23 protein-coding genes are annotated in these 22,418 nt (G+C 62.5%); 11 read left to right on the top strand and 12 right to left on the bottom strand.

Going from position 1 to position 22,418, the window contains the following annotated elements; all coding sequences use genetic code 11:
* Window positions 1-26: 26 nt before the first annotated feature.
* The gene (locus NW846_RS00645; RefSeq protein ID WP_414348416.1) at window positions 27-668 is read left to right on the top strand and encodes a hypothetical protein; all 642 of its coding nucleotides are present in this window, start codon (window positions 27-29) and stop codon (window positions 666-668) included.
* 188 nt (window positions 669-856) lie between these two features.
* Here the strand turns inward: NW846_RS00645 and NW846_RS00640 are convergent, their stop codons facing one another.
* Window positions 857-1,603, bottom strand: coding sequence for a DUF3120 domain-containing protein (locus tag NW846_RS00640; RefSeq protein ID WP_414515094.1), 747 nt, complete (start codon window positions 1,601-1,603; stop codon window positions 857-859).
* Between the two features lie 138 nt (window positions 1,604-1,741).
* Between NW846_RS00640 and NW846_RS00635 the strand changes: the two genes are divergently transcribed.
* Complete coding sequence (locus NW846_RS00635; RefSeq protein ID WP_011430947.1) at window positions 1,742-2,788, top strand: glucokinase; 1,047 nt, start codon at window positions 1,742-1,744, stop codon at window positions 2,786-2,788.
* Window positions 2,789-2,873: 85 nt separating this feature from the next.
* Here NW846_RS00635 and NW846_RS00630 read toward each other — a convergent pair whose 3' ends face one another.
* Window positions 2,874-3,449 (bottom strand): NUDIX hydrolase, encoded by a 576-nt coding sequence (locus tag NW846_RS00630; protein ID WP_011430949.1) that lies wholly within the window; start codon window positions 3,447-3,449, stop codon window positions 2,874-2,876.
* A 104-nt stretch (window positions 3,450-3,553) separates the two neighbouring features.
* On the opposite strand from NW846_RS00630, the gene trpE reads away from it, so the two are divergent.
* The 4 genes from trpE to NW846_RS00610 all read left to right on the top strand — a co-directional run bounded on the left by trpE (window position 3,554) and on the right by NW846_RS00610 (window position 7,623).
* Window positions 3,554-5,050, top strand: a complete 1,497-nt coding sequence (gene trpE, locus NW846_RS00625) for an anthranilate synthase component I (protein ID WP_011430950.1) — start codon at window positions 3,554-3,556, stop codon at window positions 5,048-5,050.
* Between the two features lie 6 nt (window positions 5,051-5,056).
* The gene (locus tag NW846_RS00620; protein WP_414346701.1) at window positions 5,057-5,863 is read left to right on the top strand and encodes a phytanoyl-CoA dioxygenase family protein; all 807 of its coding nucleotides are present in this window, start codon (window positions 5,057-5,059) and stop codon (window positions 5,861-5,863) included.
* Between the two features lie 134 nt (window positions 5,864-5,997).
* A complete protein-coding gene (gene chlG, locus NW846_RS00615) occupies window positions 5,998-7,011 on the top strand; it encodes a chlorophyll synthase ChlG (protein ID WP_083759168.1) in 1,014 nt (337 codons plus the stop codon).
* A 156-nt stretch (window positions 7,012-7,167) separates the two neighbouring features.
* Window positions 7,168-7,623: a hypothetical protein gene (locus NW846_RS00610; RefSeq protein WP_011430954.1), complete on the top strand. Its 456-nt coding sequence runs from the start codon at window positions 7,168-7,170 to the stop codon at window positions 7,621-7,623.
* A gap of 22 nt (window positions 7,624-7,645) precedes the next feature.
* Here the strand turns inward: NW846_RS00610 and NW846_RS00605 are convergent, their stop codons facing one another.
* From NW846_RS00605 to NW846_RS00595, 3 genes are all read right to left on the bottom strand, one after another.
* Complete coding sequence (locus tag NW846_RS00605) at window positions 7,646-9,028, bottom strand: MFS transporter (RefSeq protein WP_011430955.1); 1,383 nt, start codon at window positions 9,026-9,028, stop codon at window positions 7,646-7,648.
* Window positions 9,029-9,111: 83 nt separating this feature from the next.
* A complete protein-coding gene (locus NW846_RS00600; RefSeq protein WP_041438484.1) occupies window positions 9,112-10,524 on the bottom strand; it encodes an aspartate ammonia-lyase in 1,413 nt (470 codons plus the stop codon).
* 9 nt (window positions 10,525-10,533) lie between these two features.
* Window positions 10,534-10,800 (bottom strand): hypothetical protein, encoded by a 267-nt coding sequence (locus tag NW846_RS00595; RefSeq protein WP_011430957.1) that lies wholly within the window; start codon window positions 10,798-10,800, stop codon window positions 10,534-10,536.
* 295 nt (window positions 10,801-11,095) lie between these two features.
* Here NW846_RS00595 and infC point away from each other — a divergent pair, with 295 nt between their 5' ends.
* The 3 genes from infC to NW846_RS00580 all read left to right on the top strand — a co-directional run bounded on the left by infC (window position 11,096) and on the right by NW846_RS00580 (window position 14,164).
* A complete protein-coding gene (infC, locus tag NW846_RS00590; protein ID WP_011430958.1) occupies window positions 11,096-11,653 on the top strand; it encodes a translation initiation factor IF-3 in 558 nt (185 codons plus the stop codon).
* Window positions 11,654-11,668: 15 nt separating this feature from the next.
* The gene (gene bcp / locus NW846_RS00585; RefSeq protein WP_011430959.1) at window positions 11,669-12,133 is read left to right on the top strand and encodes a thioredoxin-dependent thiol peroxidase; all 465 of its coding nucleotides are present in this window, start codon (window positions 11,669-11,671) and stop codon (window positions 12,131-12,133) included.
* Between the two features lie 99 nt (window positions 12,134-12,232).
* Window positions 12,233-14,164: a serine/threonine-protein kinase gene (locus tag NW846_RS00580; protein WP_414401724.1), complete on the top strand. Its 1,932-nt coding sequence runs from the start codon at window positions 12,233-12,235 to the stop codon at window positions 14,162-14,164.
* A 51-nt stretch (window positions 14,165-14,215) separates the two neighbouring features.
* On the opposite strand, the gene NW846_RS00575 is transcribed toward NW846_RS00580, so the two are convergent.
* From NW846_RS00575 to NW846_RS00565, 3 genes are all read right to left on the bottom strand, one after another.
* On the bottom strand, window positions 14,216-15,775 hold the full coding sequence (locus NW846_RS00575) for a YcjF family protein (protein ID WP_414511372.1): 1,560 nt from the start codon (window positions 15,773-15,775) through the stop codon (window positions 14,216-14,218).
* A 244-nt stretch (window positions 15,776-16,019) separates the two neighbouring features.
* Complete coding sequence (locus tag NW846_RS00570) at window positions 16,020-16,196, bottom strand: hypothetical protein (protein WP_011430963.1); 177 nt, start codon at window positions 16,194-16,196, stop codon at window positions 16,020-16,022.
* A gap of 57 nt (window positions 16,197-16,253) precedes the next feature.
* Window positions 16,254-16,805: a fasciclin domain-containing protein gene (locus NW846_RS00565; protein ID WP_414346709.1), complete on the bottom strand. Its 552-nt coding sequence runs from the start codon at window positions 16,803-16,805 to the stop codon at window positions 16,254-16,256.
* A 157-nt stretch (window positions 16,806-16,962) separates the two neighbouring features.
* On the opposite strand from NW846_RS00565, the gene NW846_RS00560 reads away from it, so the two are divergent.
* Window positions 16,963-18,726, top strand: a complete 1,764-nt coding sequence (locus NW846_RS00560; RefSeq protein WP_414346710.1) for a phospholipase D-like domain-containing protein — start codon at window positions 16,963-16,965, stop codon at window positions 18,724-18,726.
* Between the two features lie 9 nt (window positions 18,727-18,735).
* Here the strand turns inward: NW846_RS00560 and NW846_RS00555 are convergent, their stop codons facing one another.
* Entirely contained in the window at window positions 18,736-19,719 is a 984-nt protein-coding gene (locus NW846_RS00555; protein WP_414346712.1) for an acetyl-CoA carboxylase carboxyltransferase subunit alpha, read from the bottom strand.
* Window positions 19,720-19,866: 147 nt separating this feature from the next.
* On the opposite strand from NW846_RS00555, the gene NW846_RS00550 reads away from it, so the two are divergent.
* Window positions 19,867-20,403, top strand: a complete 537-nt coding sequence (locus NW846_RS00550; RefSeq protein WP_414346714.1) for a hypothetical protein — start codon at window positions 19,867-19,869, stop codon at window positions 20,401-20,403.
* 23 nt (window positions 20,404-20,426) lie between these two features.
* Here the strand turns inward: NW846_RS00550 and NW846_RS00545 are convergent, their stop codons facing one another.
* The 3 genes from NW846_RS00545 to NW846_RS00535 are packed head-to-tail and all read right to left on the bottom strand — an operon-like array spanning window position 20,427 to window position 22,371.
* Window positions 20,427-20,906: a bis(5'-nucleosyl)-tetraphosphatase gene (locus NW846_RS00545; protein ID WP_414346716.1), complete on the bottom strand. Its 480-nt coding sequence runs from the start codon at window positions 20,904-20,906 to the stop codon at window positions 20,427-20,429.
* A 6-nt stretch (window positions 20,907-20,912) separates the two neighbouring features.
* On the bottom strand, window positions 20,913-22,136 hold the full coding sequence (locus NW846_RS00540) for a hypothetical protein (protein ID WP_414346717.1): 1,224 nt from the start codon (window positions 22,134-22,136) through the stop codon (window positions 20,913-20,915).
* Between the two features lie 43 nt (window positions 22,137-22,179).
* On the bottom strand, window positions 22,180-22,371 hold the full coding sequence (locus NW846_RS00535) for a hypothetical protein (RefSeq protein ID WP_414346718.1): 192 nt from the start codon (window positions 22,369-22,371) through the stop codon (window positions 22,180-22,182).
* Window positions 22,372-22,418 lie beyond the last annotated feature (47 nt).

The raw sequence follows: 22,418 nt of genomic DNA, 5'->3' as shown, positions 1-22,418 counted from the left end.
AACAGAGATTGCTTAGGGAGGAGGCCATGGCAAAACCGGAGAGAAGCCGGCGCCATAGGGGGCAGGCCCTGCGCAATAGCCTGCGTTGCCTGATGAGCCTCCTGGCCATTGGGCTGTTGGGGTTACTGGGGGGCTGTGGCCCCCGACCTCCCAAGTCGGTTGTGCAGCAGGCTCTGGCCTACCAGATCTCCCACCCGGCTGAGCCGGTTGCCTCGCTGGTGGGCAGCGACCGCTTAGCAGGCCGTTTGGAAGTGCAGGATGTCCAAATTCGTCAGGATCGCCGTGAACCCCTGCTGTTGGCCTCAGGAGAGAAACTGGAAGGCCACCACCTCAGCGGCACCTATACCGTAATTGTCAAGCCACCGGGATCCCGCCGCCCCTACCGCCGCAAGGGGGATCCCTTCCAGCTCACCCTGGCCCACCAGAAGGCGCAAAGTTCCCCTTCCCCTGGGGGAGCGCAGCCCAAAACCCTGCCCGAACGGTGGCTACTGGCCCATCCCTCTCCCGATGCCAAGAGCTGGGAGGTCATCGACTTTTTCCCCCAGCCGGCACCGCTGCCGGAGCTGCCTCCTGCCGAACAGGCGTACCGACACCCGACTGACCTTGACGCTCTCCCCGCCCCTATAGCTGGCTTTCGCCCAGGGGTAAGCCAGAGAACTCTTTCCTAGGCTGGAGGACTGCTCCCACCGGAGAAGTCAGCTACCTTCCCTGGGGAGGAAGAGATCCTTCGCGGCTACCTGGCCACAACAAAGCGCTACGTAGAAACTCCAAACAACGGTAGGCAGGCTCCTCTGCAGACCTCAATGTTGTCCCTTGCGCCGCCATTTTCTGGGTCAGCACCGCAGAGGTGGTTGGCTCAGCGAAGCAAGGCCGCCCCCCACAGAAAGAGCCCATCCACCAACAGGGTATTCAGCACTGCTCCCGCAAAGGCCCAATGGTGCAAGCGGCGGGATCCCTGCACTCTCCACAATCCAACACCCAGCAACAGAAGGCCCAAGCCGATGCCCCAACCCAGGCCCCAGGGGGTAGCCATTTTGTCGAGGGCCGCCCTAAAAGGGACAACCGCCTGCTCCAACCGGTCAAACTGCATCGCCTGCCGCCACTCAGGCAGCAGCCCCACCGAGTGAATGTAGAGATCTGTAACCGCCGTACCCCACAGGGAGCCGAGATAAAACCAGGTACCGATGCGGGCAAACCGTCGCCGTGTCCCCCACCAGACAATCGGGATCCCCAAGGCTTCCACAGGCATGTGCCAAAGAGGCTCAAAGCGCAGCCATCCCCAATACAGGGATCCTGCCAGCCAAGTCAGCGTGAAGCCGTAGAGCAGATCCCCCCAGATGCGGGTGCGGGGCCGCGAGTAGAGCCGCCAGCTAAGGCCCAGCCAGCCTAGAGTCATCGCCAAGCTCAGCCAAGGGCTATAGCGCACCAGGGGCGCTGCCACAAAAACGGGTAGGCACACCAGCACAGCCGCCGCTCCCCCGATGGCGTGGTGAGAGGGAAACCGCCTTCGCAGAGAAGAACGGGGAATCTCCCGTCCGACTGGGCCCTGGGAGGCCAGGGAAGGCTCTTCTTGGAGAGGCGGCGAACAAGAGGTAGGAAACAAAACGCAATCTTAGAAACTTTTACATCAGTTAACATAGCATCTTCCCTGCCCTTTCCCGCCCCGGCCGAGAGGGGCCGGCGTTGCCAGGGTACTGCCGAAAATGTCAGGGTGAGAATAACGCGCTGCCCGGAAAACACTATGGAGTTGCTGTTGGCGGGAGATATCGGGGGCACCAAGACCAGCCTCAGCCTCTTCAATGCCCAAGATCCCGATCACAGCCTCTACCACTGCCGCTACGCCAGCCAGAGCTATCCCAACCTCACCCCGGTGGTGCTGGAGTTTCTGGCCCAGGCACGGCAGGAGCTGGGGCGAGATCCCCAACCGGTTGCCGCCTGCTTTGCTGTGGCCGGCCCCGTAGTGGAAGAAAAAAGCAGTCCAGGAGCCGGGGGACAGAGGGCCAAAATCACCAACCTGCCCTGGAGCCTGCACTCAAGCCAGTTGGCGGCGGAGCTGGGGATCCCCCGCCTAGCGTTGATCAACGACTTCAGCGCCGTAGGCTATGGGGTGCTGGCCCTGCGAGATCAGGATCTGGAAACGCTGCAGACAGGAGAGCGGCAGCCCCAGGCGCCCATCGGCGTCATCGGGGCGGGCACAGGGCTGGGGCAGGCCTACCTCACCTGGGGAGAAGGCGGCTACCAGGTTCATGCCAGCGAGGGGGGGCATGTGGATTTTTCTCCACGGACCCCTTTGGAATGGGAGCTGCTGCGGTATCTGCAACAACGACATGGGCGCGTCTCCACCGAGCGGGTGGTCTCGGGGCAGGGGATCGTGGCCATCTATCAATTTCTGCGGGATAGCCGCTGGGGCCAGGGAGAGGAGCAGTTGCTGGCCCAAATTGCCGCCTGGGAAAGGGGAGCCAGCCCCGTCGACCCAGCCGCCCAAATTGCCAATGCCGCCCTGGAGGGACGGGATCCCTTGGCGGTGGAGTGTTTGCGGCTGTTTACCAGCTTGTATGGGGCCGCTGTCGGCAATTTTGCCCTGCACCTGCTGCCCCGTGGGGGCCTGTTCATCGCCGGCGGGATCGCGCCCAAGCTCCTGCGCCTGTTGCGGGAGGGAGAGTTTTTGCCCTCCTTTTTGGATAAGGGACGGATGCGCACTCTGCTGGAGCAACTGTCAGTGCAGGTGGTGGTGAACGCCCAGGTGGGCTTGATAGGGGCTGCCCACTATGCCGCCACTTTGCTGTAGAGGTTAAGCCTGTTGGCGGCAGGGATCCCCCGCTCCCTTCTCCCAGGGGGAGAGGGGGGCTGGGCAAGGCGCAGGATGGCCATGCCTAGGGCTTGTTCCTGCTCGCAAAGGCCGCATTTTCCGCTGCCAAAAACAACTGGGCCCGCCAAAAGCAGGTGATGGATTTGCTGTCGAAATCCAGGCCAAAACGGGCCATTTCTGTCAGTTCGGCAGGCGAAAGCTCCACCACCGCAATGTCTTCATCTTCATCCTTGGCCGGTGGAGCATCCAGCACTTCCAGATCCCGCGCCAGGTAGGCGTACATGATCTCGCTGGAATAGCCGGGGCACAGATAAAATTGGCCGAGGGGATCCCAGCGGTGGGCGCGCAGGCCGGTTTCTTCTTCCAGCTCGCGGCGAATGGTTTCATCAGGATGTTCCCCTGGCTCGACGGTACCGGCGGGAAACTCGTAGAGGTAGGCGGCGACGGCAAAGCGATATTGGCGAATGCAGACGAACTTGCCTTCGGCAGTGACCGGCACGGCCACCACGCCGCCGGGGTGGAGGAGGTACTCCCGCTCCCCTTCGGTGCCGTTGGGAAAGCGCAAGCGCTGGCTGACAAAGGTGTACTTGTGGCCTTGAAAGCGCAGGCGCTCGCGAAGGATCTGCGATGGGGTGTGCATGGCAAGGTTGCTCAGAGAAAGGCCCCCCTCAGCTTAATCGGTGGCGGTGCTGTTGGAGCTCCCCCCTTAAGGTAAAGTCAGAGGGGCAAGCGAAGGTGCAGGCCATGATCTCCCCTTCTCTGAAGGAGTTCCTCGCCCTCAGCCAACAGGGCAATTTCATCCCGGTCTACCAAGAATGGGTGGCGGACTTGGAAACGCCTGTCTCTGCCTGGTACCGGGTCTGTGCCGGGCGGCCCTACAACTTTCTGCTGGAATCGGTGGAGGGAGGGGAACAGGTGGCCCGCTACAGCTTCCTCGGCTGCGACCCTTTGTGGGTTTTGCAGGTGCGCGGGGATCAGGCCTTGCAGATCCACCGCGATGGGCATCGAGAGCAGCACCAAGGGGATCCCTTTGCCGTTTTGGCCCGCTGCCTGCAGCCCTATGAGCCGGTGCACCTGCCGGAGTTGCCCAGCAGCATCGGCGGGCTCTTTGGCTACTGGGGCTATGAGCTGATTCGCTGGATCGAGCCCAAGGTGCCCATTCACCCCCTGCAGCCGGGGGATCCCCCCGACGCTATCCTCATGCAGGTGGACAGCATCCTGATCTTCGACCAGGTCAAGCGCAAGATCTGGGTGGTGGCCTTTGCCGACACACGCCAGCAGCCGGCGGAGCAGGCCTACGCCCAAGCCTGCCGGCGGGTGGAACAGTTGGTGCAACAGCTCAGCGCCCCCCTTTCTCTTGCCCACCTCAGCCTCGACTGGAAGCCGCAACTGCCCGATGCCATTCCCCCCAGCACCCTCAGCCGCGCCGCCTACTGCCAGGCGGTGGAGCAGGCCAAAGCCTACATCCGGGCTGGCGAGATCTTTCAGGTGGTGCTCTCGCAGCGCTTCACCACCCCTTTTGCTGGAGATCCTTTCCGGCTCTACCGCTCCCTGCGGCTGATTAACCCCTCCCCCTACATGGCGTTTTTCCAGTTTGGCGATCTCTGCCTTGTCGGCTCCAGCCCAGAAGTGATGGTCAAGCTCACTCGGATAGGGGAAGAGCGCATCGCCACCGTGCGTCCCATCGCCGGCACCCGCCCCCGCGGCGCCACCCCCGCCCAAGACCGCCAGTTGGAGCAGGAGCTGTTGGCGGATCCCAAGGAGCGGGCAGAGCATGTGATGCTGGTGGACTTGGCCCGCAACGACCTGGGGCGGGTCTGCCGCCTGGGATCCGTGCAGGTGGACGACCTGATGCAGATCGAGCGCTACAGCCACGTGATGCACATCGTCAGCAATGTGGTGGGGCAGTTGGATCCCCGCTACAGCGCCTGGGATCTGCTGCGGGCCACCTTTCCTGCCGGCACGGTTACTGGCGCTCCCAAGATCCGCGCCATGCAGATTATCCACGAGCTGGAAGGGTGTCGCCGCGGCCCCTACGCCGGCGCCTATGGCTACTACGACTTTGCCGGCCAACTGAACACCGCCATCACCATCCGCACCCTGCTGGTTCAGGGGGACCAGGTGAGCATCCAAGCCGGGGCGGGCATCGTGGCCGACTCGGATCCGGAGCGGGAGTACCAAGAATGCCTGAACAAAGCGCGGGGCATGCTCATGGCAGTGGCCAGCTTGCAGAAGGAGTAAAGGCTCGTGTTAGCCCAGGTGCACTTTAGCCATGCCGAGCGGGAGCGCCGGCAGCCGGATCCAGAGACCGTAGAGCAGGCGTTTTACCTGTTTTCCACCGAGGGCTACCTGGTGCTGCCGGAGATCTTCCCCACGGCGCTCATCGACAAGCTACACAGTAGCTTTCTGACCACCTACAGCCGCTACTGCACCCACGAAAACCACCCCGACGCCCTGTTGGTGGGCAATCGACGAGTGATGGTGACGGTGCGCCTGGAGGGGCCCTTTAACGATCCCCTGCTCTATGCCCATCCCTTAATCCTGCCTATCTTGCAGCGAATCTTGGGATCAAGCCTGATCCTGAGCGGGCTGGGGGTGGTAGTTTCTCTGCCGGGATCCGCCGACCAACAGGTTCACCGGGATCTCTCCCACCTCTTCGGCGACGCAATTCTAGAGGCCATCGTCCCCTGCTATGCCCTGAATTTGCTTATCCCGCTGGTGGAGGTCAACGAAGAGAACGGCATGACCCGCCTCTGGCCTGGCAGCCACGCTGTTTTCGAGGCCCACTACACCGAGCTGGCCCGGCAGATGCCCTTTGTCGATCCGCCGCTGGCCAAGGGATCCTGCCTGCTGTTCGACTACCGCTTGATTCACCTGGGCCGGGCCAATCGTTCTGCTGCTCCCCGGCCCCTCCTCTACAACACTTACAGCCGACCTTGGTTCCGGGATCCCGTCAACTATACCCGACAGCCCCCCCTGGTGATCCCGGCAGCCGAGAAAGAGCGGATCCCGGCCCAGCACCACTCCCTATTCGTGGCAGCGCAGATTGTGTAGAGGAAAGTTTTGAGGAATGTGGGAAGATGCCTCAGAATGGGGGTGGGTATCCCCGTTGTTGAAGTTTGATTGCGCACCCCACCATGAGCGAAAGCACCTCTCAAGAGCCATCTTGGGCGCCGACGGCAGACGAAATGGCCCCTGCTGTGGGTCCTGGCGCAGAAACCGCCCCGGCTCCTGAAGCCGACAAGGGATCCGCCGCCCGGCGTGTCCGCCAACTCTTGGGCATGAAAGGGGCAGAGGTGGAGTCTCGCTCCGTTTGGCAAGTCCACCTGCAACTGATGAAGCCCGTGACCTGGATCCCGCTGGTGTGGGGCCTGATTCCGGGAGCGGCCTCCTCCGGCCACTTCACCTGGACTTGGGAAAACGTGGCCCTCATCTTGGTGGGCATGATCCTGGCCGGCCCCTTGATGACGGGCTACACCCAGACCCTGAACGAATACTACGACCGCGACATCGACGCCATCAACGAGCCCTATCGCCCCATCCCTTCCGGGGCCATCTCCCTGCGGCGGGTGGTCATCCAAATCTGGGTGCTGCTGATCCTGGGGCTGGCGTTGGCCTATGCCCTGGATTGGTACACCGGCCACGACTTTCCGGTGATCACCTGCATTGCCCTGGCGGGAGCCCTAATTGCCTACATCTACTCGGCGCCGCCCCTGAAACTAAAGCGCAACGGCTGGCTGGGGAACTACGCCCTGGGGGCCAGCTACATCGCCCTGCCCTGGTGGACGGGACATGCCCTCTTTGGCGAGCTGAACTGGACAATCTGCATTCTGACCCTGATCTACAGCTTGGCCGGCCTGGGGATCGCCGTGGTCAACGATTTCAAAAGCATGGAGGGGGATAGACAATTTGGCCTCGCCTCCTTGCCGGTGATGTTTGGGGCGATGGGGGCGGCCTGGATCGCGGCGCTGATGATCGACCTGTTTCAGTTCGGCATGGCCTCGTTTTTGCTGGGAGCTGGCCTAAAGCTCTACGCCGCAATTTTGGTGCTGCTGATTATCCCGCAGATCACCTTCCAAGACATGTACCTGCTGCGGGATCCCCTCAACAACGACGTCAAATACCAGGCCAGCGCTCAGCCTTTTCTGGTGTTGGGGATGCTGGTGGTGGGGCTGGCGCTGGGCCGCTTGGGGCTGGGGTAGTCGAGCCGAGGCCAAAGTGCCCATCCTGGCAACCGAGGTGACGGCTTCCGCCCTGGGGTGCTCCCTCTGCCTGGGCCAAGATCAAGTCAGGATCCCATCGGGGATGGCCGATGGATCCCAAAAAGTGGGATGGCCCTGGGCCAAAGGAGATATCCGATGAAGCTGTCTATTCCCCTCCAACTCAGCCTGAGCCTGGCTCTGCTCTTGGGGGCGGTCGTCCCTGCACAAGCCCAGCGGATCGTCATCGACGGGCGCGGGATCCTGGTCGAACCCAGCACCGGTGGCTCGGTCATCCTCAACCCCGACCAGCCGCTCTTGGCTCCGATCCCGCCTGGGGGAGTTCCTTTTTCCCTCGATGCAGAGGGCCAAGTGGTCTCTGCCCCTGGCTACCGCTGCAGCGCCGCCACCGCTGCCGACAACTCTCCCATCATCTGCCGCTCCCAGTTCAACCCCAACGACGTGGTGGTCTACGAGCGGGATGGCCGCTCCAACACCTTCTTCGTCAATACTGACAACCCTGTGATCCAGCCTTCCGGCAGCGGCCTGCGGATTCTGCCCAACTCCGAGCCGGTGCAGCCCTCCGGCAGTGGCTTGCGCATCATCCTCAACTGACAGACGGGAAGCGGCCCCCTGTCTAAGGGGATCCCTCAGGAGCAGCTCCCGCTCGTCTTGCCTCCAATTCCCTTAGGATCTGCCGGTGGCGCTGCCGGGTGATGGGGTACAGCCACACCAGCAGGATCCCACCGATTAAAGCCACTGCCGGCAGGGGGCCGATGGCGAGGCGGATGGCCAGCAAGGCCAATTCTGGCTGGAGGGGTGGGGCTTCTCCGGCCACCGAAGGGATAAAGCCGGCCCAATCCAGAGCTTGTCCCACGAAAAACAGCCCTAGCGCCAGGCCCACCTTTTGCAAGAACACCATGAAGGCATAGAAGATCCCTTCCCGCCGCTCCCCAGTGTGCAGCTCGTCCAGGTCGATGACATCCGGCAGCATTGACCAAGGGCCAAGATACACTGTGGCGGAAACCCCGATCCCTGCCAACAGGGCTAGTGCAATCATGAGCCGCTCCTGGCCGGCCTGCAGGAAAAATAGGCCCGCCTGCGAGATGAGCCAAAACCCCGCCCCGATCAGGTACATGGCGCGCTTGCCCAGCCGAGCGCTCAGGCATGTCCAGGCAAACAGGGTCAGCACGGCAACACTCTGAACCGCCAACACCACCAGAGAAATCCACACCTCGGGCAGGCCCATCCAGAAGACGATGAAATAGGGGATGATCGTGGCTGTGAACTGAAAGGCCAGCCAAGAACACAGGTAGATGCCGCTGACAAACAGGTAGGGGCGGTTGCTGAAGGCCACCCGCAGTTGCTGCAGCAGAGGCAGCGGATCTCGTTGGGATTGAAAACGTTCTCGTACTCCCCAAAAGCAGAGCAGCAGGGGCACAGCCGAGATGGCCCCAAAACAAGCCCCCGCCAGCAGATGGCCGGCAGCCCGATCCGGCAGCAGGTTAAACAGCAGCGGAAAGGTAACCACGGCAACCATGCTGCCCCCCACCGAGAAGGCAAAGCGAAATTGGTTGAGCCGGGTGCGCTCGTCGTAATCCTGGGTTAGCTCCGCCGTCAGGGAGGCGTAGGGGATGTTGGCGGCAGAATAAAAGGTGTTGAACAGCAGGGACACCGCCAGGTAGTAGGCGAAAAGGGGGCCCATCTGACCGGGAAAAGGGATCCACCACTGAGCTGCAAAAGTCAGGCCAAAGGGGATGGCCGAAAACAGCAGCCAGGGGCGGCGACGGCCCCAACGGCTGCGGGTGCGGTCGCTGAGGATGCCGATGATGGGATCGTTGACGGCATCCCAAAAGCGGGTGATGGCGTAGATGCTGCCGGCCAAGCCTGCCGCCATGCCGACGGTATTGGTGAGAAAGGGCAGCAGGAAAAAGATGAGGATATTGGCCGTCATGCCCGTGCCCAGATCCCCCACCCCATAGGCCAGCTTCGTCCGCAAGCTCAGTCGTTCTCCGGTCATGGCCTGCCTTGGCAAAGGAGAGTCTTACTTAGTCTAGGGGGAAGGGGCAGGCGAGAGGGCTAATTGCCCTTTTCGCGGAGGGGCTAAGAGCGCATCTGGCTCATCGCCTCCAGATTCAACGCCTTGGCCACCTGTTCCGGGCTCATCAAGTTGCGCTCCAACACGATCTGGCGGATGGGCTTGCCGGTTTCCAGGGAGATCTTAGCCACCTCTGCCGCCTGCAGGTAGCCAATGTAGGGATTGAGGGCAGTCACCAAAGCCAGCGTCCCCTCAGCATAGCTGCGGCAGCGATCCGCCTGGGCGGTGATGCCGCGGACGCAGCGCTCGGTAAAGACGCGCAGGCTGTTGTTGAGGATCTGCAAGCTATGCAGGAGGTTATAGGCAATCAGCGGCATCATCGCGTTGAGCTCAAATTGGCCTGCCTGGGCGGCGAGGAGAATGGCGGTGTCCAGGCCGATCACCTGAAAGCAGACCATGTTCAGCATCTCGGCCATCACCGGGTTGTACTTGCCGGGCATGATGGAGGAGCCGGGCTGTACCGGCGGCAGTTGGATCTCTTTGAGGCCAGTCTTGGGGCCGGAATCCATCAGGCGTAGGTCGTTGGCCATTTTGATGGCATCTTGGGCCAGGTTGCGCAGGGATCCCGACAGGTGCACAAAGGGGGCCATGCTCTGCATCGCCGCCATGGGATGGGGGGCCGGGGTAAGGGGCAACTGGGTGTACTCTGCCAGCCGTTGCACCACCTTTTGCCGGTACTGGGGATGGGTATTGAGGCCGGTGCCGACGGCGCTGCCCCCCAGCCCCAAGCTGCCCAGAGCCTGGCTGGCCTCCTCGATCCAGCGGCGGTGCTGGGCAAAGATGGCCGCATAGGCGCCGAAGCTATCTCCCAGCCTTATGGGGACAGCATCCTGCAAATGGGTGCGGCCCGCCTTGAGAATGCCGTGGAACTCCTGTGCTTTCTGCTCCAGCGCCGCCACCAGGTTGTCCAGCGTGCCCAAAAGATCCCGCCGCACCCGCAGCAGGGCCGCCAGGCGAATGGCGGTGGGGATGACGTCGTTGGTGGATTGGCCGTAGTTGACATGGTCGTTGGGGCTGACCCGCTCGTAGCGCCCCTTGGGCTCTCCCAGGATCTCCAGGGCGCGGTTGGCCAACACCTCATTGACGTTCATGTGGTGGGAGGTGCCCGCCCCGGCCTGGTACACATCCACCACAAACTGATCCCGCAGGGATCCCTGGAGGATCTCGTCTGCCGCTTGGACAATGGCCTTGGCCACGTCGGGGGGAATGCAGCCCAGCTCGCCGTTGACCTCCGCCGCCGCTTTTTTGATGAGCACGCAGGCCTCCACGTACTCCGGCAGCGGCTTGAGGCCGCTGATGGGAAAATTCTCCAGGGCGCGGGCGGTTTGGATGCCGTAGTACACCGACTGCGGCAGTTGCCGCTCCCCCATCGCGTCCCGCTCGCTGCGCACTTGCAGTGGGTCTGTCTCTGGAACCATGGCACAGCTCTAGCTGGCAGGTTTTTGGGAAGGTTCCTGTAGAGGTAGGGATCCCTTTTCCTGGAGAGCAGCCAACTGCTGGCTAATCCGCTCGTTGTTTTCCGCCAAGACGAGCACCATGGCCGCGCAGGCCAGATGAACTCCTGCCCGGAATTCGGCCGAGGCTTTGTACTGAGCCAGCGCCTCGCTATCTCCTTCTCGCGGGCTCAGGATCAGTTGCACCGACTTTTGGGCCAACTCTTTCAGTTCCCGTTCCGTTAAACCGAGCTGCACCACTTTTGCCCTCCCTGCTAACCGGAAAACAAGCCCCCCCTGCCCTCTCACCGGCAGGAGCGCCACTTTGGTTATCCTACCGCGGTTGCTGCCCCAATCCAGCATCCTTCTTCCTTCCAGTGGGTCGGCGAACCCCTAGAAGAAAACAAAAAATGCCGGCTAGTATAGGTGCAGCATGCCTTGCCCTCCTGGCCGATAGACCACTTGGGGGTGCAAGTCCGTCGGCCAGCAACGGCGCAAAAGAGGCTGCTATTCTCTGAGTACTACCATCTAGGTTGTTGTTCACAGAGAGGAAAACTTGTCCGTAGAACGTCCACTTGACCGCTTGCCCCGCAAGCAGCGCGCAGAGCTGCCGGCCATCAACGAGCGCATCCGCTTCCCCAAAATTCGCCTCATCGACACCGATGGCACCCAGTTGGGGATCATGAGCCCGCGCGAAGCCCTGCGCCTGGCCGAAGAAAAAGATCTGGACTTGGTCTTGGTCAGCGACAAGGCGGATCCTCCCGTCTGCCGCATCATGGACTACGGCAAGTTCAAGTTTGAGAAGGAGAAAAAAGAACGGGAGGCCCGCAAAAAACAACACACCGCCGAGATCAAGGAAGTGAAGTTTCGCTACAACATCGGCGAGCACGACTACCACGTCCGCCTGCGCAGCGCTCAGCAGTTTTTGGGGGATGGAGACAAGGTAAAAGCCACGGTGATGTTTCGCGGTCGCGAGGCCCAGCACGCCGAGTTGGGGGAAGAGTTGCTGCAGCGCTTGTTCAAAGACCTAGAAGGCGTGGCGGAAATGCAGCAGCCCCCCCAAAAGGAAGGGCGAAACATCACGATGATCCTCTCCCCCAAAAAATCCACCTGAGGAGGGATCCCGTCTATGGCTCTTGCTGTTGGGGATCCGGCGCCGGAGTTTACCCTGCCCGATGCCGAGGGCAATTTGGTCAGCCTGAGCCAGCTGCGGGGCCGGCGGGTGGTGCTCTACTTCTACCCGCGGGACAACACTCCCGGCTGCACCCGAGAAGCCTGTGGCTTTCGCGATGCCTACGCCGAGTATCAGGCGCACGGGATCCACGTCTTGGGGGTGAGCGCCGACGACGCCCGTTCCCACCAAAAGTTTGCCCAAAAACTGCAGCTTCCCTTTCCGCTGCTGGTGGACGAGGGGGCCAAGGTGGCCAGCGCCTACGGCGTCTATGGCCCGAAAAAGTTCATGGGCAAAGTCTATAACGGCATTCACCGCACCACCTTTGTCATCGATCCGGAGGGGAAGATCGAGGCCATCATCACCAAGGTCAAGGTGGAGGCTCACGCGGCGGAGCTGCTCAAGCAGTTAACCGGCTCCTAAGCTCTCTGTTGGGGGGTGCAGGGGGAGCAGCCCTGTCGGCAAAGGTGCCTAGGTGTCCAGCGTTCCCGTGCCGAGATTAGGACAAGAAGAGAGCGGGCAATGGATTCCCCTGGGGCCGTGTCCCGACGCACCCGTACCACCAAGTCGATTCACGACAGCTACCAAATTTTGGGTTTGGCCGGCCAAGGGCAGTATGGGCGCGTGTTCTGTGCCCGGCCCCGCCACGGGGGGGATCTGGTGGCCCTCAAGGAGCTGCCGGCAGAGCGCTTTCCCACCCCCAACCTGCTGCGGGAGCTGCGCTACCTGCTGACATTGAACCACCCCAACATCACCCGCTGCTACGCCCTCGAACATGCCCGTGAGGGGCGCTATTTGGTGTTGGAGTACTGCGAAGGGGGCACGCTGCGGGAGCTGATCGACCAGGTGGAGCGGGGGCTGTGGCTGCCGGTCAAGCAGGTTTTGGGCTTTGTGGATCAGATCTTGGCCGGCTTGGATCATGCCCATCGACAGGGGGTAATCCACTGCGATGTCAAGCCAGAGAATATCTTGCTCAAGCCCACGCCCCAGGGTTGGCAACTGAAGCTGACGGACTTTGGCATCGCTCGTCACCCCCAGCCTGCTCCCGGCGAGATCTCTGCCACCGGCTCCCCCGCCTACATGGCGCCAGAGCGGTTCTACGGCCAGTTCAGCCCCGCTTCTGACCTCTACGCGGTGGGGATCATCCTCCTGGAGCTGTTGACGGGCCGGCGACCCTTTTCCGGCTCCCCCAGCCAGTTGATGCACGCCCACCTCAACCAGCCGTTTGTCTGTCCGGAAGGGATCCCGGCCCCGCTGCAGGAACTGCTGGAGATCACGTTGCGCAAGTTGCCCCTGCGGCGGTTTCGCACCGCGGCCCAGATGCGTTCGGCCCTGGCAACCTTTGCCCGGGAGTGGCAGGAGCCAGCCGGTTGTTGGGTCGGCCCTCGCCTGTCCAGGCGGTCACCTCCCGGCCTGCAGGTCTGGGATCTGCCGGATCCGGGTTTTGTTGGCGAGGGCGGGATGGAGTCCCTGCCTGAGCAAAAGTTCTGCATCTGTGAAGATCCGAGCGGCTCCCGATCCCCGCTGCTGCTGCGGGTAACCCCTCAGCGGCTGGAGTGGCTGGATCTGCAGACCCTTGCCTCAGGAGCGCCGCCTCTGGCCTGTTTCTCCTTGGCCGAACCGTTGCAGCAAGTGCTGCCCTTGCCGAGCTTCCCGGAGGCTTTGGCTTTTTCCAAAAGCAACCTTTTGCATCTGAGTCCCGCGCGCGTCCGTACCTTGCTGAGTTTTGCGGAGGATTGGCGAGCCACCTGGCTGGCGGAGCGGCAGGAGTTGGTCTGGGCCACTGCCAAAGAAATTGGGGCAGTGCAATGGCTGCCGGCTGGGCCAACCGTAGCTCAACCTTTTCCGGAGTTCCACTGCTACTTTCGCTGGCCTTGGCAGGTGCCAACGGGATCCCTGCTCCGCTTGCTGGCTCTCTCGGAGCATCTGGTGCTGTTGGCGGGATTGGGGCGGCAGTGGGTGGAAATGACTGTGTTGCCCTATCCGGCGGCCTGGCCTCCGCAGACGGGCTCCCAGCCGCTGCGCTATCGCCTACCCCTGGATCCCAGGGGGAGAGTGCTCAGCTTGGGGGAGCGGCTGCTTTTTGCCGGCGGGGATGGAGGAGGCCAGGGATGCTGCCCCCACCTTTGCTCGGTGCAGGTCAACCCGCTGCGGCTGCGCCGCTGGTTTTTGAAGGGGTGGCCCCTGCAAATGGCCAAGGCCCCTTGGGGCGTGCTGCTCCTGTGTCGCGAGGGGGAGGAGTTCTCTTCCCTCTGGCTGTATAGCGAGGGGGGGTATCCCTTGGCCCAGGTGGCCGTGCCCGTCGGATCCGAGGTGTTGCAGGTGGGGCAAAGGGGACTGGTCTGGCTGCAAGTGCCCAAGGCCGGGAAGCCGCAGCAATTTCAGCTTTGGCAGTTGGATCTCAACCAGTTGCCGGCGAATGGCCATGCCGCCGAGGGGGTTGCTTTGGGCTAGCGACGGGTTTTTTGCTTTTGAAATGGCCCTAGCTGAGCTTGGGCTGTTCGGCTAGCTGCTGGAGTGGGCTTGGCGAGCCAATTGCTTGAGAAAGGCCAGCGGATAACGGCTGTGAAGCTGCTGCTTGAGCCGCTCTTGCAGGAGCTCCTCTTGCCAGGGATCCCCCGATTGCAGCCACTCCAGGTAGCTCAGCCCCGCCACCCGCGTCAGATAGGCTCCGCTGGCCGCCTGCAGCGGGATCCCCATGAGCATCCAGGGACTGGCTTTGAGGGCAGAGCCCAGGGCCTGGGTGGCCAGCTCCAGTCCCCCAAGCTGCACGATCATTTGCGCCAGGCTGTGGGCCATTTGTTGAGCCTGCTGCAGGGTGATGGGGCGATCGAACACCTGATGCAGCTCCCCGATCATGCGCGCCTGGATGACCACCCCCGCCAGCATATCCAAAGCCGGAAGGGGGGTCACGGCCAGGGCAGCAGCGGTGGCCCACTGCATCCGCTCCACGATCTGGCGACCCTGGTGGTAGCGCTCTTCCCGCAGGGCCTGTTGGACGGCCTCGCTCAAGGTTTGGGTTTGCAACAGGGCGTTGGCCAGGCGCAGATGGGATCCCTTTTGCTGCAGCAGGCGGGCCATCTGCTGGACCAGGGCGCCTGTATCGGGGGGCTGCGGCTCCCAGGTTTCTTGTCTGGAGCCATCGGGGAAGCAGTAGCGAACCTTCAAGGGCTCCGGGTCGGCGGCAATGGCCACCACCTGCTCAGGGGGAATGACGCCGGCGGTGCGCTGGCGCAGGTGGGCCAAGATGATCTCCACCTCCTCCGGCAACATCTGATCCGTCTTGTTAAGGGCCAGGATGGTGGATTTCCCCAGCCGGGCCAGCTCGAGCAGCTCGGCATATTCTGAGGCCAGCAGATCCCCGGCCACCACCAAAATCAACAGATCCGCCTTCTGGGCCAGGGCGCGGGCCTCCGCCTCGCCGGCGCCGCCGATGGTCAGCAGGCCAGGGGTATCGGTGAGGGAGATGGGGCCACTCCAGCCCTCCAGTTGATAGGTGTGAATGGATCCCTGCTGGGTGGTGCCCAGGGTGGGAGCGGTTTCCCCCACAGGCTGCCCCAGCAGAGCGTTGATGAGAGAGGTTTTGCCGGCAGAAGCGGTGCCGAACACCACCAGGTGCAATTCTTCCTGGGCCAGCCGTCGATCGATCTCCCGCGCCTTGGCCTGCAAGGCGCGACGGCTAATGTCGTCCTGCAGCTTCTGGATAAGGCGATCGACATCCTGCAGATCTGCTTGCACCTGATCCCGCGTCAACTTAACCCGCCGCCGCGGCTTGGCCGCTGGGGTGGGATCCTGTTGCGGTCGGCGAACCTGTTGCCACCAATGGCGTGCCACCAGCCCTGCCGCCACTGTTCCGCCCAGGATGCCGGCCACCGCCAGATCCGCCAGCGGCACCGAATAGGGAGCCACAAAGCTGTAGATGCCCTCAACCCATTGCAGGTATTGGCTGAGAGCCGCCAAGCCCAGCCCCGTCAACAACCACAGCCAAGTGGAGCGCGACAACACCATGCCAACCCACAGCTTGCCCAAATGCCCAATCGGGAACAGATCCTGATCCCCAGGCAAACCCTGAAGATCTATAGATCTATCTAGTCTAGAGATCTGCAAAGGCGAGAGAAGCGTTCGCGAATTTAGGACGGCTGAACCCTCTCCGCTGGCAACCCCGGCGCAAGCGGGCTCCGCAGCCGCTTCTCTAGCATAGGGCTAGCTGTAGCTGGGCATACAGTTTTTGCAAGAAGCTTTGTTTAGGAACAGCTACCCACCGGCAAAACCAGAAGCTGAAGACAGAAAACGCCAATCGAGATCGCCCTCAGCCCAAGTGGCCAAAAAGGCCAGGGATCCCTGGCAAAACCGCCGGCGGCTCCAGCGGCGCTGGCAAAAACTCGCCCCCCCGGTAGTCCAATAGCTGCACCAACAACAAATAGCCCACCCCCAGGGCAATGGCCAAAGCTCCCGTCATAATGGCTACCCACTTGGGCCGTTCCACGCTGGGCCTCCCAATCACTGCCGGACTTGATCTTCTTTCTTAATAATGCCTGAAGCCTTAGCGAGGTGGGATCAAGACGGTGTCGATGACGTGGATGATGCCGTTGGCAGCTTGAATATCCGCGGTGATCACGTTGGCGTTGTTGATGCGAATCCGTCCGCCCTCAAGAAGGGTGACAGTGACAGGGGATCCCTGCAAAGTCGTCACCTGCTGGCCGGATCTGAGGGCGCTGGAGGGGGCCAAGCCGGGAACCACGTGGTAGGTGAGAATGCGCACCAGCTCTGCCCGGTTCTCAGGCCGCAGCAAGGCTTCCACCGTGCCAGGGGGCAAAGCGGCAAAGGCAGCATTGGTGGGAGCAAAGACCGTGAAGGGGCCTTCTTGCTGCAAAGCCCCCACCAAGCCCGCTGCCTGCAGGGCCGTCACCAAGGTACTGAAGTTAGGGTTAGCAGCGGCAACGGCGACGATATTGGGCAGCGGCGTAGGGCTGGGAGAGAGAGTCGGAGTGGGCGTCGGCAGGGCAATGGCTGTATCGTTGCTGGAACTGTCACAACCGACCAAGGCCAAGCAGGTGGCCGCCGTCAGTCCAAGGGTGAGGGCTTTGTGATTCATAACAAAAGTTAATAACTCAAAACATTCGTCTCCATCTTAGGGTCAAAAGCCGTTCTCGCACGGGTGGCCCTAGAGCAGAGCAGGGGTCACTTTTGCGTAGAAGTGGCTACGGTAAAGTTCGGTATTCTGGGTGTGGTTGCTGGAGGGGAGAAAGGGGATGAACGGGATCGGGATCCCATCTTGGCGGCGGCAACTGCGTCGTTGGCTGCCCTGGGCTGCCCTGCTGCTGCTCCTGGTGGCCATTGGCTACTGGGTGGGCCCCCGACCTCGGCCTTATCCCCAAGAGCCAGAGCTGCCCACCCTGGCCCCTCTGCCGCAGCACCCCCGCATCCGGGTGGCGTTCAACCAAAGCCGCGAGAGCACCTATCGGGATCCCTATCGCCAGGTCTATCGCTACGGCTACAACCTGGAGGAGCTGATCCTCTCCCAGATCCGCTCCGCCCAGCAGTCGCTGGATGTGGCGGTGCAAGAGTTGAACCTGCCCCTGATTGCCCAGGCCCTGGCCGAGCGGCGCCAGGCCGGGATCCCGGTGCGGGTGATTACCGAAAATACCTATGTGCGGGCCTGGCACCAGCTCACCCCTGCCGAAGTGCGGGCGTTGGACGAGCGCAGCCGCCGCAAGTACGAGGAGTACCGCAACTTGGTGGATGTGAACCGGGATGGGCGCCTCTCCCCAGAAGAGATCGCCACGCGGGATGTCTATGCCCTGCTCGATGGGGGGCAGGTGCCCTGGCTGGACGACACCGCCGACGGCTCCAAGGGCAGCGGCCTGATGCACCACAAGTTTGTGATTATCGACGGGCAGCGGGTGCTGACCGGATCGGCCAATTTTACCCTCTCCGATATCCACGGGGATTTCGATGCCCCCGGCAGTGTGGGCAACGCCAACCACCTGCTGCTGCTGGATAGCCCCGAGCTGGCTCGCCTCTACACCGAGGAGTTCAACCTCATGTGGGGAGATGGGCCGGGAGGGTTGCCCGACAGCCGCTTCGGGGTGCAAAAGCTCAAGCGTCCCCTGGAGACGGTTTACCTTGGCGATGCCATCGTGGGGGTACATTTTTCTCCCAGCAGCCGCTCCCTGCCCTACGAGGCCACTTCCAACGGCATCATCGCGGCCACCCTGGCCCAAGCGCAGCAGCAGGTGGATCTGGCCCTGTTCGTCTTTACGGACTCAGGCATTGCCAACCAGCTCAGGCAACTGCGCCAGGAGCGCAACGTGCTGATCCGCGGCGTGTTCGATCCCGGCTTTGCCTTTCGCGACTACAGCCGCACCCTGGAGATGTGGGGGCTGCTGCTCCCGGACGAAAACTGCCGGGTGGACGCGGCCCGCCTGCCTTGGACAGTGCCCGCTTCATCCGTGGGCGTGCCCAACCTCGCCCCGGGAGACAAGCTGCACCACAAGTTCGCCATCGTCGATCCCGGCACTCCTCAGGCCACGGTGATCACCGGATCCCACAACTGGTCAATGGCGGCCAACCACATCAACGACGAAAACCTTTTGATCATCCGTAATGAGCGGGTGGTGGATCACTTTGTGCGCGAGTTCGAGCGGCTCATTGCCGAGGCCCGCTTTGGCCCCAGCCGCCGCCTGCAGCAACAGGCGGAAGAGAGAGCCCGCCTCTGCCCCAGCCCTGTCCCCGTCGCCCTCTCCTCATCTGAAGCAGAGCCGGAGCTGCTGGAAGTCGAGGTGATCTCCGTTCCTGACAGGGGATCCCCTTCCCAGCCGGCTACCCCGCAAGCTTCCCGCGTGAACTTAAACACCGCCACCGCAGCAGAGCTGCAGCAGTTGCCCGGCATTGGCCCGGCCCTGGCGCAGCGCATCATCGAGGCCCGTCCCTTTTCCTCCTTGGAAGATCTACAGCGGGTCAAGGGCATCGGGCCGGCCCGGATTGAGCAACTGCGGGATCGGGTCACCTGGTAGGGATCCGGTCTAGCTCTCTTGAGCCAGCTCCAGAAAGGCCCCCATGCGGCGAAACTTCTGGTAGCGCTCCTCCCGCAGCTCCCGCCCGCTCAGAGCAGATAGCTCCTTGAGATGCCGCAGGAGAGCTTCTTTCAGCGTCTGGGCAGCTTCCAGGGGGGCGCGGTGGGCGCCGCCAACCGGCTCCGGCAAGATCTCGTCAATGACCTCTAGCTGCAGCAGGTCTTGGGCGGTAATGCGCAGGGCTGCCGCTGCTTGCGGCGCTTTCTTGGCATCTTTCCAAAGGATGGCCGCACAGCCTTCCGGCGAGATCACCGAATAGACGGCGTGCTCAAACATCAAGATGCGATCCCCAATGCCAATGGCCAAAGCCCCCCCGGATCCCCCTTCGCCGATGACGGTGCAGATGATGGGGATCTCCAGCCGAAACAGGGTCTGCAGGTTGGTGGCGATCGCTTCCCCCTGGCCCTCGGCTTCTGCCTTAACCCCTGGGTAGGCCCCCGGCGTGTCGATAAAGGTCAATAGGGGCAGGCCGAAGCGGTGGGCATGTTCCATCAGCCGCAGGGCTTTGCGGTAGCCGGCGGGGTTGGGCATGCCGAAGTTGCGGTGGATGTTGTCTTTGGTGTCGCGGCCTTTTTGGTGGCCGAGGATCATCACCGGCTGATCCCCCAGTTTGGCCAGGCCGCCGACGATGGCCGGATCGTCTTGGCCGTGGCGATCCCCGTGCAGCTCAAACCAGTCGTCGCAGATGGTCTGGACGTAGTCCAAGGTGGTGGGGCGGCGGGGATGGCGGGCCACCTGCAGCCGTTCTACGGGGGTGAGCTGGCTGAAGATCTCGCGGCGCAGCTCTTCGGCTTTGGCCTCTAGTTGGCGAATCTGCTCAGAGGCGTCGATGTCGTTTTCTTCGGCCAAGGCGCGAATTTCCTGGATGCGCTGTTCGAGGGCGGCAACAGGCTGCTCAAACTCCAGCAGCAGGCGATCGGTGGGCTTGGTCATACCGGTCGGCATTCGCGTTGGGATCTGGCGGCTGCGACAGCTTGCCCCAGCTTCTGGGGTGGCAGCCCGCTTAGGGCTGGAAGTTGATCTTCTCACATCCAGATTCTTTAAGCTAGAGAAGGCCCTTTTCTGGCTCTCCTTAAACCCGTGTCTTCCTCCTCCCACTCCTCCTCTGCCCCCCTTCCCCCCTGGCTGCGCTGGGGGCTAGTGGGATCCGTCGTCCTGGGCATCGCAAGGGGCGCCTTTTGGCACTACGCTCAGCCGGAGCGGCAAATCCGAGCCCACACCGAGAGGTTGCTGCAAGCCGTAGAACGGCGAGATTGGGCCCAAGTAGAAACCTTAGTGGCCGACACTTATCGCGACGGCTGGGGCCTGGACAAAGAGCAGGCGCTGGCCTACAGCCGCGAGATCTTCGGCCAGTTCTTGCGCCTGCGCATCCGGCCGCAGGAGATGCAGGTGCAGCTCGGCTCTGGGGATCAAGGCCAAGCCACCCTCTGGTTTATTATCGAGGGATCCGGCGGCCCTCTGGCCAACCTGACGCGGGATCAGGTAAACGCCCTGGAGCAGCCTTTCCGGCTGACTTGGCAGCGGCGGAAGCGTTATCGCTGGGAGCTGACCCGCCTGGAGAACCCGGCCCTGGAGTTGCCCCTTCTCCCCGGTCAAGGACAAGCGGGCCAGCGGTGAAGGAAACTCAAGCTGCCCGAAATTTAGAACTTTCCTGCCTGCCAAAGCTGCTCCAAATGGGCTTGGCAGCGGCGCAGGAGCTGGCGACTTTCTTCAAAGCTGATCTGCTCCAACGCCTCGGGGTAGGAGCACCAGCGGTAGGCGGCCACCTCTTCTGGCTGCACCTGCAGCTCAGGGGGAGGAAACTGGGGTGGCAGCAGAGCCACGTAGTAGGTGACGGTCTTGGCCACCGCGTTTCCCTCGGGATCTATAAAAGTGTAGGCCTCTTGCAGCGTCAAAGGGCCAGGCTGGCCGGGCAGGGTCAGGAGCTGGTAGTCGGTTAGGCCGGTTTCTTCCCGCAACTCCCGCTGGGCTGCCGCCAAGTCGCTTTCCCCCTCATCTTTGTGGCCTTTGGGAAAGGCCCAGTGCCCCTTCTGATGCTGGATGAGCAGGTAGAGATGGGATCCCTGGGCGGGCGGGAGGGGCAGGATCGGGATTACGCCGTAGGCGGCATCGGTCAGCATGGGGAGCTAGTCTCCAAAGAGTTTGATGGCGGGCGGCCTGGGATCGAAAACCCCGTTGGGATCCACCCGCGGGCGCTCCACCCCTTGCAGGGGATAGAGAGGGCGACCCGTGTCGAATTGAAAGAGATAAATGGGCAACTGACTGCTCCCCAAAGACAAAAAGGCCATGGTATCGATCTGGGTAAGGGCGTTGCGGCTGGCCGGTCGGGTGAGGTTAAAGGCGGCGATGCGGTCTTCCAAGGGGGTCTTGGCCTCGCTGCGTCGGCCTAGGCCAATGCTAAATTGCTGGTTTCCCTGCTCATCCACCCCCAAAACCTGCACATCTCCTAGCTCCACTGGGGGCGTGCTCTCCGGCAGGCCGGCCACCACCGGCGGCGCATCCACCGGCGGCTGCGAGGGCAAAAAGCGCAGCTGCACCCCCTCCGGCAGGATGCGGTAGTCCTGGTAGTCGTGCCGGATGGAAAGGGATCCCCTGAACAGGCGGCGGGTCAGGCCCTCCAGCGTCCAAAACCCGTAGGCCAAATTGATGCGGGTGCTCTCCGGCAGCCAGTAGCTAACCCCTGCCTGGGGATCCGGCACTGCCGCAAACCCTATCAGGGCATAGGCCTGTCCCCACACCCCCGACAAAAACAAGAGCACCTGCCGCGGCAGCCCCGACTCCGGATCCAGCCACAGCTCCCGCACCTGGCCCTCTTGGAGAGGCTCTAAACGCAGATGTTGGACAGGGGATCCCGCCAGAGTTACCCGTTCTGAGGAGAGGACGCGGTAGCGGCTGGGATCAGCCTCTAGATGAAAGCTCACCGAGGGCAGGAGCGCTTCGGGCCGGCTCACGTACACGGAATACAGCTTGAGCAAGTCCGATTGGTTCACCGCTTCCAGTTGCCGCGAATCCAACAGGCGAACACGATCCCCCTCGGCTACCCAAGCCTGCCAACTGCCGTCGCGGCAATAGAGCACATCCAAGGTGGCTGTAAAGGTTTGGGATCCCTCCACCCGCACCTGCTGGCGGTACTGCAGGTTGGGCGGAGGTGGCAGTTGGCGCAGAGCAGCGTTGTAGCGCTGCAGCCAAGCTTGGGGATCTTGCTCAGAGCTTGGGAGAGAAGCGGGATCCGACTGGGCCAAGGCCAGATCCGCCGCCTGGAGGGCAACCAGCCCTGCTAACAGGAGTACCGCCCCGCCGAGGGATCCCTGCCGTTGCCACCTTCTCGGGTCGGACTGTTTGGGGGACATCAGCTTACCTTACTCTTCAAAGGGATCCCTCCTGTCTGTCCGCCTACTCGATGGAAATAGACTGAGGGCCTTGGGTGGGGGCGGGCGGATCCTCTACCCTCAAGCCCTGGGACTCCAGCCAGCTCCGCAGCGGATCTTGCCTGATGTCCAAGCGCAGCAGGCCGCTTAGGAAGCCCCCGCAGAAGACAACAGGGTTGCTCAGAAAGGTCTTCCAGACCTCGTTGGGAGTAAACATAGTCGGCATCCCAAACCCTTCCCCATCCTAGCAGGGCCCTCAGGGGA

Source organism: Synechococcus sp. W60.3 (assembly GCF_047502615.1).
Taxonomy (GTDB): domain Bacteria; phylum Cyanobacteriota; class Cyanobacteriia; order Thermostichales; family Thermostichaceae; genus Thermostichus.
This window is presented reverse-complemented; position numbering and strand designations above follow the sequence as displayed.